This is a genomic window from Roseimarinus sediminis (assembly GCF_050433125.1).
GTDB lineage: Bacteria > Bacteroidota > Bacteroidia > Bacteroidales > Prolixibacteraceae > Roseimarinus > Roseimarinus sediminis.
On the sequence record NZ_JBNPXV010000018.1, the window covers coordinates 34,428 to 48,786 of the forward strand.

Consider the following 14,359-nt stretch of genomic DNA (forward strand, 5'->3'; position numbering starts at 1 on the left):
AGAAAACAACTGCCTCCAACTGCCTCCAACCGCTTTCAATTGTCTTCAACAGCTTTCTATTGCTTTCAACTGCCTTCTTCTGCTTATAGAAAATCATCGAAATAGCGGCTCACCTTGTCCATCAGATGAACGCGGTCGCTTCCTCTCACATTGTGTTCATGACGCGGATATACAAAATAATCGGGCTGGGTACCGGCTTTTACACTTTGACGCAGAAACTGCAGACTGTGTTGCCACACCACCACCGGATCGATGGCACCATGAATGATCAACAGGCGGTCCTGCAGGCGGTTGGCCTTGTTGGCCAGGTTGCTGTTTTCATAGCCTTCGGGATTTTCCTGCGGTGTGTCCATGTAGCGTTCACCGTACATGATTTCATAATATTTCCAGTCGATAACCGGTCCACCTGCAACTCCGGCTTTAAAGGTACCGGGATGATGGGTCATGAGCGAAATGCACATGAACCCCCCGTAACTCCAGCCATGCAGGCCTATGCGGTTTTCATCAACATAGGGAAGGCTTTTCAGGTAGTCGATGCCCCGCATCTGGTCGGCCATTTCGGCCTTACCCAGGTTGCGGTGAATGATTTGTTCGAAATCACGGCCACGTCCGGCCGAACCACGGTTGTCGACCGTAAATGTGATGTAGCCTTTCTGGGCCATGTAATGCTGCCACATGCGCGCACCGCCCATCCATTGCTTGTGCACCAGCTGGGCATGCGGACCACCGTAAACATAAACGACCACCGGGTATTGTTTTGAGGCATCAAAAGCGGGTGGGGTAATCATCCGGCAGTATAAATCAGTGCTGTCGTCGGCTGCCTTGATGGTAAAAATACTGGTTTCTCCCAGGGCATAATCGCTGTATGGATTGGCCGCGGTGAGCAGATTGCGTGACTTCATGCCGTTGATGGTTAAAAGCTCGATTTTTCGAGGTACCTCCAGTGAGCTGTATTGGTCAATAAGGTAGCTCCCATCGTGCGATGGCAAGGTGCTGTGCGTTCCTTCAGCCGGAGTGAGGCAAAGCTTTTCGCCGGTATTCAGGTTCAAACGGTAGCTGTGTCTTTCAATGGGGCTCTTCTCTGTTGAGGTATAAAACAGGAAGTTGCCATCGGAGGTAAAACCCTGAAAATCGCTTACATCCCATGCACCACTGGTGAGTTGCTTTAGCAGCGCTCCCTGTGTATTGTACAGGTAAAGGTGCAGGTGACCGTCGCGCTGGCTTTGCCAAACAAAACGATCGGCCTGACCGGGAACAAATACGGGAGGATGGAGCGGTTCGACATATTTTGTACTTTTTTCATCGAAAAGAGTCGCAATGAATTTGCCGGTCTCTGCCTCGTATGCATTCAGTTGCATGTGGTTTTGCTCACGATTCAGCACCGCCAGATAAATTGTACCTTCGTCGGGCGACCAGGCCAGGTTGGTCAGGTACTGGTCGGCTGGCTGACCGGTTTGCAAATAAACCACGCTTCCCTTCGAGGGACTGTATACCCCGATGGTTACTTCCTCGCTTTCCATGCCGGCCATGGGGTATTTGATGTTTTCAACGGTAGCTTCACGGCTTTCGATGTTCACCAGCGGATAAGCTCCAACCTTGCGCTCGTCCTTTCGTGCAAAGGCAAGATAGTTGGCAGCCGGCGACCAGAATGTGCCTTTTGAAATTCCAAACTCGTTGCGGTGGTAGGTCTGACCATTTACTATGTCTCTATCGACATCGTTGGTAACGGCAACACGCGCCAGACCGGGAGTTGCAATGTACAGGTTGTTCTCCAAAGTGTAAGCCAAATATTCTCCATTGGCGGCCAAATCGATATCCGCGGCTTCAGGAGGAAAGAAAATGCTTCTTGCGATGCTTTTCTTTTTTGCATCGATGAATACTTTTTTCCCCTTTAAATGAAGGCAAAGCAGTTGGTCCTGGGTCCATTCATATTGTGGAAAGGAAGAGCGCGTTGTTTCGCAGAGCGCATTTAACTCATCGAGATGAAGCACAGTGCTTTCTTTACCATTTCGTGCATTCACAGCAATGAGCGCATCGTTTTCTACATAAGTGTAAACATTTCCGGAACCCGCCCATTGGAGTTGCGAAAGGTTATCAGGGATGAAATTACGATAGTTTTTACCGCCGGGAATTACCTCGTCGAGGGTAAATGATTTGTTTTGAGCAATTCCGCCCATACTAACAAGAAATACCAGGGCCAATAAAACAAGCTGCTTCTTCATTTTCTAATGATTTGGTTTAACTACAGTTGATAAAAGTAAGCAAAGCTGCTGTTAGTACAATGATGAAAGTCTTTACGATTAATTTTTTTCAAGTTAACAAAACTTTCTTTATGTCGTTGGTGTTAAGTAAAAAGACAAAAAAGTCTTAAAAGATATTCTATTCGTCAATTCAAAAATATGATTTATGAAACGAAAACTAGGGTTAGGAATATTGGTATTAATGATTTCGGGTTTGTTCTACTCCTGTTATGATTATGTAAATGAGATAGTAGAAATGGAATTGGAAAACAATGAGTTTGTCGTTGGTGTTTTCCAAAATCAGGAAGATTTTTTGAAAAATTCAAACAACACTTATACCGACGGAAAAATTGTTGTAAGAACCGTATCAACATTTACAGATCATACTCATGAAAAAGGAAAAACTGAAATAGAAGGCTTGGGTGATGAATATAATGAAAGCATTGAGGCAGTTGATGATGCAGCTTACATTGGTTATAGCGAACTTGAGTTTGTTTTTGATTTGAGGAGAAATGACGGGTGGTCGAATTGGGGCACTCCGGCTGCAACCGGCACCTATAAGGATCATGAATTCATTGGTGAAGAAGAAAGTGTAATCGATGGAGGAATATTAGGAAGTTTTCGTGTAAAAAGTAAGTATTATGACGATGTTTATTTCTTTAGTATAGAGGTTAATACACCACCTGTTCATTTGCATTTATGCCTTGATGACATTGATGAAAACCCGGTTAATGAAATTCCGACAAAGTCATGGGTCGTAGAGAAGATTTTAGATCACAACGATAATCCCCTCACCGACGATGATGATTTCAAATATTTTGTTGATGATGTTTTTACCTTTCAGAAAGTGGATAAGATGTACATCGAGCCGGGCAGTTTGATGAGCCCCGATGAAAGTGATTACCTGGGGCAGATGCAGGGTGGAAAGTACTATGGATCGTATACTGTAAAAGCAGAGGATGACGGGAAGGTAGTGGTAAAAACCAACTTTGCCGAGGTTTTTGGCTACACCTTCACGGTAGTGCATTCCGATTTTGAGAAAATGCAACTACAGTTCACCACGGGAAGTGGTAAAACGGGTAATCTTTTTTTGACAAAAAAACTTTAAGCACATTTTTGACGAAGGACAATGACACACTGGAGCAAGTTTTTCTCCAGCCAGGTTGTGTTTTTCACCTTTGACAGTAAAAAAAATAACTATATGAGAAAAGCAATCTATGCACTTGCAGTATTCTTGTTGGGAGTACAAGTAGTAGCTGCACAAACAAAATATTTAAATCAACTGGACGAAGTGGCTGTTAAACTCAATGAATACCTTTATTTTACAACACGTGATTTTACAGGCAATCAGAGCATTGCTCACTTAAGCGGCATGAATTTTTCAGGTGCGGTTTTAAACCAGTGGGAAGTAGCTTTTCAACTTAAGAGTGGGGCAGCAATTGTGCCTTCTCTATTGGGAGGAAGGTTTTCTTCATCTCCAAATTTTGATATTGTCGGCAATGATGTTTCGTTTTATAACGAGGGCGTGAATATCTTCAACAGCTCAGCGGGTGGTGAACTTCAGTTCTTCTTCATTGATGAAGACGGCCGTCCCATTTATGATGTATTTAGTGGTGAGCGGATTGGTTTTACTATTCCGGTGATGGAAGGGCTTGGATTGGGTATGGGCGCTGCCCCGGCCTTATTGCCCGGGCTCAGTTTGGGTTTGGGCTATGGAACAGAATTTTCATTCGGTATTCTTCCCGGCGTGTACAAATCGCTTGCGGGTTCGTTGAACGAAAACTTTACGATAGAAAAGGATATGAATTATGCGCTTGGTATTAAGCACGATGTAGCTTACTGGCTTCCTTTTTTAAGCGACAGGAATTATTCACTGTCAGTTGCCGCAGCTTACCATTCAATGAATCTGGGTTTCGGCATTAGCGATGCCTTGCTAAACGATGTAATGACTGTGGAAAACGAAATGCTGAATATCGACAATCAGCTGACGGGGCTCACTTATCAAACAGCGGCCTATAATTTTGAACTGTTCGCCACCAGGAAGCTTGGGCTGCTGGATCTTTCTCTTTTTACATCGTATCATTCAGCTAATTATGCTTTTCTCTCGGAAGGCTCATTGTATGTAAGTTTGAAAAATGATATGCCTGAAGTGGATGAGGATTATACCCTCAATAATTTAATTGATATTAATGTAGATAGAAGTGCCTGGTTAAGTGGTGTGGCACTCGATTTCAGTTTCGGCGGTTTTGATCTTGGATTGAAATATGCATACGGAGATAATCTGCATTATGGCGGACTTAATCTGGGGTATACCTTTGCTTTAAAGAAATAAGTAAAACTAAATTTAACAAGAACGGCTGACCGGCTTGCTAATCCGGCCAGCCGTTTTTTATGTTGAGCTGTTTGCTTCGGCAATCATTAAAAATCAGCTGCGGGCATTATTTCATCATTTCCAGCAGGTTCAGCATTTTAATGGTGGCAATGATGGCCGCATTGGTTTGGTCGGGATCAAGCCCGCGGGTTCTGAACTCCCGGTCGAGTTCCCAAATAATAACCGTTTCGACCAGGGCATCGGTTTTTCCGCCGGGGGGAATGGTCACCGCATAGTCGATCAGTTTCGGGAAGGGCTTTTTTAGTTTCCTGTAAATCTTTTTTAGCGCGTTCATAAAGGCATCGTACTGACCGTCGCCGGTGCCGGTTTCTTCATACACCTTGTTGTTGTAACGTATGGCCAGCGACGAAACCGGTTTAAGTCCGTAGGCCATCGACACCGTGAAGTTCTCGATGGTGACAACCTCGGCCACCGACTGATTGCGCAGTACGTCGGAAACGATGTAAGGCAGCTCTTCGGCGCTTACCGAAGCTTTTTTGTCGCCCAGTTCGATGACCCGCTGCGTTACTTTCTTCAGCGATTCGGCATCGAGTTTGATTCCCAGGTCTTCAAGATTTTTCTTGATATTGGCCTTGCCCGATGTTTTGCCCAGGGCATATTTTCTTTTACGTCCAAAGCGTTCGGGGAGCAGCTCGTTGAAGTAGAGATCATTTTTATTGTCGCCATCGGCATGAACTCCGCTGCACTGGGTGAAAACGAATTCACCAATGAGTGGTTTGTTGGTTGGAATGCGCACACCCGAAAAGGTTTCAACCAGTTTACTTACCGTATTGAGTTTATGCTCCTGAACATTGGTTGTCAGCTGCAAATGATCTTTGATGGTGGCGATTACACTCGAAAGGGGAGCGTTGCCTGCCCTTTCGCCCAAACCGTTGATGGTGGTGTGTACGCAGCGGATTCCTGCTTTGAGGGCATTGTAAACATTGGCAATGGCCAGGTCGTAATCGTTGTGGGCATGAAAGTCGAAATTCAGCCCGGGATAAGCATCGATTATTTCCTTACAAAAATCATAGGCTTCATCGGGATTGAGTATGCCCAGGGTGTCGGGCAGCATAAAACGTTCAATGGCACTGTGTTGAAGTCCCTTAATCATAAAATGCACATAATCTTTTGAGTTGCGCATTCCATTCGACCAGTCTTCGAGATAAACATTGACTTTCAGTCCCTTCTGTGTTGCCAGTTCAATGTTGCTGATGGCATCCTTCAGGTGTTCCTCGGGGGTTTTACGCAACTGTTCGGTTACATGTTTGTAAGATCCTTTCAGCAATAAATTGAGTACCCTGGCACCTGAATCTACAATCCAGTCAATTGAAACGCCGTTGTCGACAAAGCCCAGTACTTCAATTTTTTCAATGTGTCCATTTTTGCGGGCCCATTCAGTAATTCGCTGTACTCCTTTAAATTCGCCTTCGGAAACCCTGGCTGATGCCACCTCGATGCGGTCGACCCGCAAATCGTTAAGCAGCACTTGTGCCATGCTTAGTTTCTCCATTGAATTGAATGACACCCCGGTGGTTTGTTCTCCATCGCGCAGGGTGGTGTCCATGATTGTTATCAGCTTGTTGTCCATCATTTCTTCCCTTCTCTTCCCTTATTTATTAGCCTTGTGCCAGGGGCGGGAATGAGCCCCCGGCAAGTTGTGCGTGTTTTACGCTCTAATACGATGAAGCGTTTTTAACGGGCATTCTCAAAAGCTTCGATTTCATCTTTCATGTTGACCAGGTAGTCGATGTCGTCGTAGCCATTGAGCAAACATTCCTTTTTGTAGGCGTTTATTTCGAAAGTAAACACCGAACCCGTCGAATTGTTGGTGAAAGTTTGCTCTTCAAGGTTAACGGTGAAGCTTGCCTTGTTGTCTTTTTCGATGGTTTCGAAAATTTCTTCCAAATATTCGGGTGAGACCTGAACAGGCAAAAGACCGTTGTTCAATGCGTTTCCTTTAAAGATATCGGCAAAAAAGCTCGATACCACTACTTTGAAACCTGCATCGTAAATGGCCCAGGCTGCATGTTCGCGGCTCGATCCGCTACCAAAATTTTTTCCTCCCACAAGAATTGAACCGGTGTATTGGTTCTGGTTCATTACAAAATCGGGATTGGGAGTGTCGCCATCGAGGTAGCGCCAGTCGCGAAACAGGTTTTCGCCAAAGCCCTTGCGTTCAACGGCTTTTAAGAAACGGGCAGGGATGATCTGGTCGGTGTCGACGTTCTCGATGGGTAATGGTACGGCTGTACTTTTCAGTGTGGTAAATTTATCTATTGGCATGACTTTAATTTATTATTTATTATTTATTAATTATGATTTATTATTTGAGCCGGTGTTCAAGGTTTTTCGTGAACTAATAAAAATGGCTGTCAATTCTTTTGCCTCTTTCAATAGTGGCTCAACTTTTTCTTTTGGCAATAATCCTTCATCAATTACCAATTTAAGCCACATAGCCCTTCGATTACTATCGATAATTTAGCTATAAAAGCTGCTTTAGATTGTGCAACTAAAGCTGCACGGTAGTTCGCAGGAACAGATGTAGAACATCTGATGAGTTGCCCTTCAATATGTCTTCCCAGTTTGTCAGAAGGAAGTGATATTGCCAGTTTTATGCATCGGCGGGCAAATTGGTAAGTTCTTATATTCAGTTCCTGTTTATTCAACTTATTTCATTTAGAAATCATTAGCTATTTAAATCAATCACTTTAATCAGGCATTATACTGCTTTTAGCGAGAAATAATAAATAGTCAATAATAATTTATAAATTATTCGGGTTGGTAACCGTTCCTGTTATGGCGCAGGCTGCTGCTACCAGCGGAGAGGCAAGCAGGGTACGTGCCTTGGGGCCCTGGCGTCCTTCAAAGTTCCGGTTGGTGGTCGAAACTGCATATTTTCCTGCCGGAATTTTATCGGGGTTCATGGCCAGACAGGCTGAACATCCGGGCTGGCGCAATTCGAAACCTGCTTCTTCAAGAATCTTGTCGAGTCCTTCGGCGCGAACCTGTTTTTCAACAGCCACTGATCCGGGAACCAGCCAGGCAGTTACATTGTCGGCTTTCTTTTTGCCTTTTACAAAGGCGGCAAAGGTTCTGAAATCTTCGATACGGCCATTGGTGCAGCTGCCAAGGAAAACATAATCGACCGGCTTTCCGGCAATGGCTTCTCCTTCGGTAAAGCCCATGTATTCGAGCGACTTTTTGAAGCTGACCTTGTCGTTGCCTGTGAGTCCTTCGCTGGTTGGGATGTTTTCACTGATTTTAATGCCCATGCCGGGATTGGTGCCATAGGTGATCATGGGCTCAATGTCGGCTGCATCGAAGGTGTATTCGGTGTCGAAAACGGCACCATCGTCGGTTTTCAGTTCCTTCCATTCAGCGAGCTTTTTTTCCCATTCGTCACCTTTGGGCGCAAACTGGCGGCCTTTCACATAGTCGAAAGTAGTTTGGTCGGGGGCAATTAAGCCACCGCGGGCGCCGCATTCGATACTCATGTTGCAAACGGTCATACGGCCTTCCATGCTCAGACTGCTGATGGCCGATCCGGCAAATTCAACAAAATGGCCGGTTCCGCCGCTGGTTGAAATTTTTGAAATGATGTAGAGTACGATGTCCTTGGCTGTTACCCCTGCTTTGAGCTCACCGTCGACGGTAATGCGCATTTTCCTGGGTTTGGGTTGCATGATGCACTGACTGGCCAGTACCATTTCGACCTCGCTGGTTCCGATACCAAAGGCAACGGCTCCAAAAGCACCGTGGGTTGATGTGTGGCTGTCGCCACAAACGATGGTCATGCCCGGCTGGGTGAGTCCCTGTTCAGGACCGATAATGTGCACTACGCCGTGACCTTCGCTACCCAGACCGTGATGGGTGATGCCATGTTCTTCGCAATTTCTTCTCAGCTTTTCAACCTGATTACGCGAGAGTTCATCTACTATTGAAAGGTGTTGGTTGGTGGTTGGTACATTGTGGTCGGGGGTGGCCGTGGTTTGATCGGGACGTGCCACTTTCAAACCCCTGTTTTTTAAACCCAGAAAAGCGACCGGGCTTGTTACTTCATGAATAAAGTGACGGTCGATGTACAATACACTCGGGCCGCCTTCAACTTTCTTTACTACGTGGGCATCCCACACTTTATCGAATAATGTTTTCATTCGTATGTTTCTTTTTTATTTATTTCACTGTGGTGATTTTATTGATGGCATCGATAAAGGCTTCCACCGAAGCGGTAATGATGTCGGTATGGGCTCCAAAACCATTGTAGTTCCGTTCGCCGTGTTTGATGGTCATGTGCACTTTACCAAAATCATCACTTCCTTTGTTGATGGCCTGTATCAGAAATTCCTCGAGCGAAACTTCGCGGGTAATGATTTGTTTCACTGCATTGATGGCTGCATCAACGGGGCCGTTGCCTGTTGATGAGGCACTGAATTTTTCACCGGCAATAAGCAGGCGTACACTGGCCATGGGTTCCAGCGATTTACCCGAAATCACCTGCAGATAATCCAGTTTGATGCGGTCGTTTTCGTGACGGACCTCACCAGCCAGCATAAGCAGGTCGTCTTCCTTGATGTCTTTTTTCTTATCGGCCAGTTTCAAAAATTCCTCGTACACTTCTTCGAGTTTTTCTTTTGATAAATTGAGGCCGAGATTGCTCAGGTGGTGTTTGAGCGCTGCACGTCCGCTGCGGGCAGTAAGCAAAATCGATGATTCGTTGATGCCTACATCGTTGGGATCGATGATTTCGTAATTTTCGCGGTTTTTCAACACACCATCCTGATGAATCCCCGATGAGTGGGCAAAGGCATTGCGGCCGACAATGGCTTTGTTGGGTTGCACGGGCATGTTCATCAGGCTCGATACCAGCCGGCTTGTTTTGTAAATGTGCTTGGTGTTGATGTTGGTTTCAATACCCAGTTCTTTTTCACGGCTTTTAAAAGTCATTACCACTTCTTCGAGCGAGGTATTTCCGGCGCGTTCGCCAATTCCGTTGATGGTCACTTCCACCTGGCGGGCACCATTCAGAATGCCGCTTACCGAGTTGGCGGTTGCCATTCCCAGGTCGTTGTGGCAATGGGTTGAGAGGATGGCCTTGTGCACTCCCTTCACATTTTCCATCAGAAACCTGATTTTTTCACCAAACTCGTGGGGCATGGTGTAACCGGTAGTATCGGGAATATTTACCACAGTGGCTCCGGCTTTAATTACCGCTTCAACTACTCTGGCAAGGTAAACATTGTCGGTACGGCCGGCATCTTCGGCGTAAAACTCAACGTCTTCGACATAGCGCCTGGCATATTTTACAGCCGCTACAGCCCTTTCAACAATCTCGTCCTGGTTGGAGTTGAGTTTGTATTTGATGTGATAGGGTGAGGTACCAATTCCGGTATGGATTCTGCCTTTTTTTGCATATTTAAGTGCATCGGCCGCCACATCAATGTCTTTCTCAACTGCACGCGTTAATGCACAAATGGTTGGCCAGGTAACTGCCTTGGATATTTCGACGACCGAATTGAAATCGCCCGGACTCGATATGGGGAAACCGGCTTCGATTACGTCAACGCCTAGTTCCTCGAGTGCTTTTGCCACTTCTATTTTTTCAATAGTGTTTAACTGGCAACCGGGAACCTGTTCTCCGTCGCGCAATGTGGTGTCGAAAATGTACAACCTGTCGCTCATGATTTCGTCTTTTGGGCCGTTGTTACGGCATGTTCTACTTAATTTATCTACATTAAAAAAGCCATTCCCTGTGTCTGAGAATGGCCTTACAATATTTTTATGCTTTTACATATCCATACCACTCTCATCGTTGTTGAACGAGAATTAGAATGCCTAGTAGGTTAATGAATGATATGTAAATGCTGCTGATCATGTTTCTTAATTATTTCGTGCAAATATGGCAATATTTTTTAAAAATGAAAATAAAAGGCCTGTTTTATTTATAAATGTTAAGCAGTTGGCTCAAATAATTAACACAGCAGTTTAACAAATGGTAGTCAGTAATGTTCGGCGCTTCCTACTTTCATTTAACAATTTTGACTATTTCATCCCATAAAAAAGGCCTGCAAGCTGTATGCAGGCCTTTTTTTATGTACTTCCGTTTATTTATTTCTGACCAAGCATGAAGTTAAAGCCAAAGCTTGCGTTCATGTGTTGGGCTGAAAGCGGACTGGTAATGGCCAGCAGGTTGTCGGTAGCGATGAAAAACTGTACCGGTCCGGCCTTAAAGGCAGCACCCAGTCCCAAATTGGTATAGGAGTTGCCGATGATGGAATAGCTGGCTGACACACTGATTGCATTCAGAAACAGCGCATTTCCCGAAAGGGTGACCGCGTTGGTGAGTATGCCATCGTACAGCATGAGCTGGTCGACCAGGCCGGCCGTAAACATTTCGTTTACCTTGTACTGACCGCCGACATAAATGCGCGTTGGCAAGGTCGTTGAAAACTCATCGGCGGTGGCTTTCATGTTCAGGCTGTTGGTGATGTCTTCCTCCAGCTTGGTGATTTGTTCATCGAAGGGTACATAGTTGGGATCGTTCTCATCGATTGAGTTGGAGAAATCAAGGCCTTCCCATTTAAAGCTTCCGCCATGGGTAAGGTGCGTAAGGTTGCTCTTCCAACCGATGGTTCCGAGATCGAGCACACTGGCCGATAGTTCAATTTCGGGCGTGAGCTGGTAATTGACTCCCAGATCGATACCGACCCCCATATTTGAAAAGTTGAGCGCATAGCCAATGGGATCGAGTTCGCCTTCGGTACTGACAACGTCGAATAAATTACCATTTGTTTGCGGCGCTACCATTGGGATGCTGATGTTGTAATCTCCTTCGGTAGCGATCTCGATGTACTCCATATTCGAGTCGGTGGTAATTGAAAATTTTGAAACACCGGTATTTACTGCTGCAAAACCTGTAAGTAGTTTGATGCGAATTCCCGCTGTTAAGTTATCAATGACTTTTCGGGTATAGCCCAGATTGTATTCCCGGTAATGAAGCATATTCATATCAAGGTTGGTGCTAAAGGTCGATCCAACATAGGCGGCATTTCCGCTGTTGAGAAAACCTATCAGGTTTTTTTCAAAACCCATGCGTAGCAATTCCCGTTCGTTAACCGAAAAGCTGAATACCTGGTCGTTGGTTCTGAGTTGGAAATTCAGCAGGGGCATGCTGAAACTCTGACTGAGAAAATTCTGATCGGGGATGTTGTTGTAAAATTTATCCAGATCAATCAGCAGATCATTTCCCTGTTTGCTGGCTACCTTGTCGATGGAGAAGGTGCTGTTAATCCCCACATTGTAGCGGGTTAAACCGGGTAACGAAAATATGATTTTGGAACCATCATGCAGGTTGGCAGGGTTCAGATCGTAGGCCTGCGGCATGTTTTCCATGTGGTAAAACATGTTGTTGTCCTGGCCCTTTGCAATGATCGAAAAGAGCAGTACAAAGGCAAGGAGTAAGTAGTTTATGTTATTTTTCTTCATCTTATTCATGTTTTTATTCCTTATTGCCAGATATTCCACCGAGATCAATTCCGGCTTTTAATCCTACATTCAGATAAATCTCGTTGGTTGAATTGAGTTTAGCCGGTTGACTACCATCACCGGGCGATGCGATGGTAGCAGTAAAGATGATTGCTGATGCATCGCGGTAGGCAGGTATATTGGCTGCAGAAAGGTTGATGGAGCTGTTGCTCGATGAGGGTGCAGTTACATTTCCTTCGGCATCAACCTGAGCCGCTTCGAGCAGCATGGTTTGTACCACTGCACCTTTGGTTTCGTAGGTGAGTGAATCGACAAAGCTCAATTGCAGATCGACACCAAAGGGAAGACCGTTTTCGGCATGCAGCAATAATTCTCCGCTTTTAACCATGTCGAGTGTTCCTCCATCGAAAGACAGCGTGTCGGTAACGGCAATCGACTCGGTAGTGAACTGCAGGGGGATTTCCACCTCGAGACTGAATCCAATCTCTCCGTTCATGTCCACATAATTCAGATTGTCGTTTGACGGAGGTCCATCGGGGTTCATCAGTATCTGACCGCCGTAGGTAATTTTATCGGTGGGAGGCAAGGCAAAAAAGTCAACGATGTTGGAGTTACTGTTGTCGAACACCACTTCGCCTGTGATACTTGTTTGAGCAGGATAGTCCGGGTAGGGAACAATGAAGGCAGGTGCACCCAGTGCAGCACTTGCATCGCCATTGTAGCCGGTAAGATCCAGTGAAGCTTCGACTGGCACGCTCAGCGTATTTTCGATAATCAGTTTGATGGTTGGATTTAAAAGGGTAAGGTTACCGTCCAGCAAGTCGAAGAAATCAAGCGACAGGTTGAATTCATCTTCATCGAGTGCTACTTCCATTTGTCCAAAATCGCCTTCGGCCGACTTGATATCGAGGTTACTGATCGAAATGCTGAAATTGAACGATTCATTGGCCCCAAAGTCGACATAGTCGTCGGTGGGGTTCACCACTACACTGTAGCCGTAGAACAGGGTATTAAATATGTTGCCGGCATTTTCTGAGAAATCAATTTCGGTATTGGCCAGGTCGATGGAAAAGTTGCTTTGATCAGCTGCGCTGAAGTTGTTGGATGCACTCAATACGTTTCCATTTCTTGTAATGGAAGGGAAATCGAGAACAATGTTTCCAGTAATAGGAAGGGTTTTGTTCATGCTTACATTGAGTGTGCCACTGTTCAGGGTGGCCTTGTGCAGGTTGATGTCGTCGCTTATTTTAATATTGTCGAGTTTTTGCTGTTCTCCCTCGATGGTTTGTTCAGGCACTTTAAAGCGACCCGATTCAATTTCGGCATCGATCAGCTGCATGCTGAATGAGAGTCCGTCTTCAAAATTAATAACGGGCTGGATTCCTCCCGAGCCATCGGTGTAGAAGTACGACAGGCGAACGCCCAGCTGGTTGCTCATGGTAAGGCCGGCCAGATCGATGGTATGAATTTCGGTGGCCGAGCCGGGCGATCCGTTGGCAGTAGCAATGCTACCAGGTAAGCCAAATTTTTCTCCGTCGAAGTAATCTTCACTATAGTAAATATCGTATCCCGGATAGCGTTCGGCAAATCCGAAGTCGAGGGCAGAAATTACATTATTATTGGCAATGTCGTATAGCTCAGCCCTCATGAATACACCAAATACAGGGAGTTCATTGGTGAATTCGATACGAAGCTGACCGCCACTGAAAGTCACCGATTCAAATTCGTCGCTGGCTTCCACCTCAAATTCTGTTGGAGTTGAAGGTTCATAGGTGTAGGCCGGGAAGCTTTGTTCTTTTCCGTCGGCATCCTTCAGTTCCTGTATGTCACCGCTCATTTCCTCGAGCAAATCGCCCAGGGTAATGGCGTGTGAAAAATCGAAGTCGAGGGTAACTCCTTCCAGGTCGAAGTCAAAACTACCCAGGTCGAGGCTCGACTCAAATTCGATCAGGTCTTTCACTGCATATTTGAAGATGTCGTTCTCTGAATAGGAAACGACCAAATCGTTGTCTGTGTTTTTTCCAATGAGCGAATCTTCGCCCATCAGGTTAATTACGCTTTGCATTTCAACGTTGCCATAAGCAAGGGGTAATACCATTTCAGGAGCACCCTTTACCTGCACGTTATCGAAATCGGTCAGCTCTTTGAGCCCACACGACCAAAGGCCAAGCACTAAAAAAAGGGCAATGAACGTTCTTAGCCGGGTGCTAAAACTTTTGTTTTTAGTCATCTGTAAAACTTTTTAGTGGTAGAAAAACAGGTC

At 45.5% G+C, this 14,359-nt stretch carries 10 protein-coding genes; 2 read left to right on the forward strand and 8 right to left on the reverse strand.

What is annotated here, in order from left to right; genetic code table 11:
• Positions 1 to 83 precede the first annotated feature (83 nt).
• Positions 84 to 2,222, reverse strand: coding sequence for a S9 family peptidase (locus FHS86_RS17500; protein WP_429416817.1), 2,139 nt, complete (start codon positions 2,220 to 2,222; stop codon positions 84 to 86).
• Positions 2,223 to 2,406: 184 nt separating this feature from the next.
• On the opposite strand from FHS86_RS17500, the gene FHS86_RS17505 reads away from it, so the two are divergent.
• Positions 2,407 to 3,348 (forward strand): hypothetical protein, encoded by a 942-nt coding sequence (locus FHS86_RS17505; protein ID WP_429416820.1) that lies wholly within the window; start codon positions 2,407 to 2,409, stop codon positions 3,346 to 3,348.
• 93 nt (positions 3,349 to 3,441) lie between these two features.
• Complete coding sequence (locus FHS86_RS17510; protein ID WP_429416822.1) at positions 3,442 to 4,572, forward strand: DUF6588 family protein; 1,131 nt, start codon at positions 3,442 to 3,444, stop codon at positions 4,570 to 4,572.
• A 106-nt stretch (positions 4,573 to 4,678) separates the two neighbouring features.
• Here the strand turns inward: FHS86_RS17510 and FHS86_RS17515 are convergent, their stop codons facing one another.
• From FHS86_RS17515 to FHS86_RS17545, 7 genes are all read right to left on the reverse strand, one after another.
• Positions 4,679 to 6,205, reverse strand: a complete 1,527-nt coding sequence (locus FHS86_RS17515; RefSeq protein WP_429416824.1) for an alpha-isopropylmalate synthase regulatory domain-containing protein — start codon at positions 6,203 to 6,205, stop codon at positions 4,679 to 4,681.
• Positions 6,206 to 6,306: 101 nt separating this feature from the next.
• On the reverse strand, positions 6,307 to 6,897 hold the full coding sequence (gene leuD / locus FHS86_RS17520; protein ID WP_429416827.1) for a 3-isopropylmalate dehydratase small subunit: 591 nt from the start codon (positions 6,895 to 6,897) through the stop codon (positions 6,307 to 6,309).
• Between the two features lie 152 nt (positions 6,898 to 7,049).
• Positions 7,050 to 7,280, reverse strand: coding sequence for a four helix bundle protein (locus FHS86_RS17525; RefSeq protein ID WP_429416830.1), 231 nt, complete (start codon positions 7,278 to 7,280; stop codon positions 7,050 to 7,052).
• Between the two features lie 96 nt (positions 7,281 to 7,376).
• Complete coding sequence (leuC, locus tag FHS86_RS17530; protein ID WP_429416833.1) at positions 7,377 to 8,768, reverse strand: 3-isopropylmalate dehydratase large subunit; 1,392 nt, start codon at positions 8,766 to 8,768, stop codon at positions 7,377 to 7,379.
• Between the two features lie 19 nt (positions 8,769 to 8,787).
• Positions 8,788 to 10,293 carry a 2-isopropylmalate synthase gene (locus tag FHS86_RS17535; protein ID WP_429416836.1) on the reverse strand — a complete coding sequence of 502 codons (1,506 nt, stop codon included), beginning with the start codon at positions 10,291 to 10,293 and terminating at the stop codon, positions 8,788 to 8,790.
• A 426-nt stretch (positions 10,294 to 10,719) separates the two neighbouring features.
• Entirely contained in the window at positions 10,720 to 12,096 is a 1,377-nt protein-coding gene (locus FHS86_RS17540; RefSeq protein ID WP_429416838.1) for a DUF5723 family protein, read from the reverse strand.
• A 13-nt stretch (positions 12,097 to 12,109) separates the two neighbouring features.
• Positions 12,110 to 14,326, reverse strand: coding sequence for a translocation/assembly module TamB domain-containing protein (locus tag FHS86_RS17545; RefSeq protein WP_429416840.1), 2,217 nt, complete (start codon positions 14,324 to 14,326; stop codon positions 12,110 to 12,112).
• Positions 14,327 to 14,359: the final 33 nt, after the last annotated feature.

What these genes read in the sequence shown, in the direction of transcription:
- FHS86_RS17500 (WP_429416817.1), bottom strand. Translation starts at nt 2,222, where the DNA reads ATGAAGAAGCAGCTTGTTTTATTGGCCCTGGTATTTCTTGTTAGTATG.
- FHS86_RS17505 (WP_429416820.1), top strand. Translation starts at nt 2,407, where the DNA reads ATGAAACGAAAACTAGGGTTAGGAATATTGGTATTAATGATTTCGGGT.
- FHS86_RS17510 (WP_429416822.1), top strand. Translation starts at nt 3,442, where the DNA reads ATGAGAAAAGCAATCTATGCACTTGCAGTATTCTTGTTGGGAGTACAA.
- FHS86_RS17515 (WP_429416824.1), bottom strand. Translation starts at nt 6,205, where the DNA reads ATGATGGACAACAAGCTGATAACAATCATGGACACCACCCTGCGCGAT.
- leuD (WP_429416827.1), bottom strand. Translation starts at nt 6,897, where the DNA reads ATGCCAATAGATAAATTTACCACACTGAAAAGTACAGCCGTACCATTA.
- leuC (WP_429416833.1), bottom strand. Translation starts at nt 8,768, where the DNA reads ATGAAAACATTATTCGATAAAGTGTGGGATGCCCACGTAGTAAAGAAA.
- FHS86_RS17535 (WP_429416836.1), bottom strand. Translation starts at nt 10,293, where the DNA reads ATGAGCGACAGGTTGTACATTTTCGACACCACATTGCGCGACGGAGAA.
- FHS86_RS17540 (WP_429416838.1), bottom strand. Translation starts at nt 12,096, where the DNA reads ATGAAGAAAAATAACATAAACTACTTACTCCTTGCCTTTGTACTGCTC.
- FHS86_RS17545 (WP_429416840.1), bottom strand. Translation starts at nt 14,326, where the DNA reads ATGACTAAAAACAAAAGTTTTAGCACCCGGCTAAGAACGTTCATTGCC.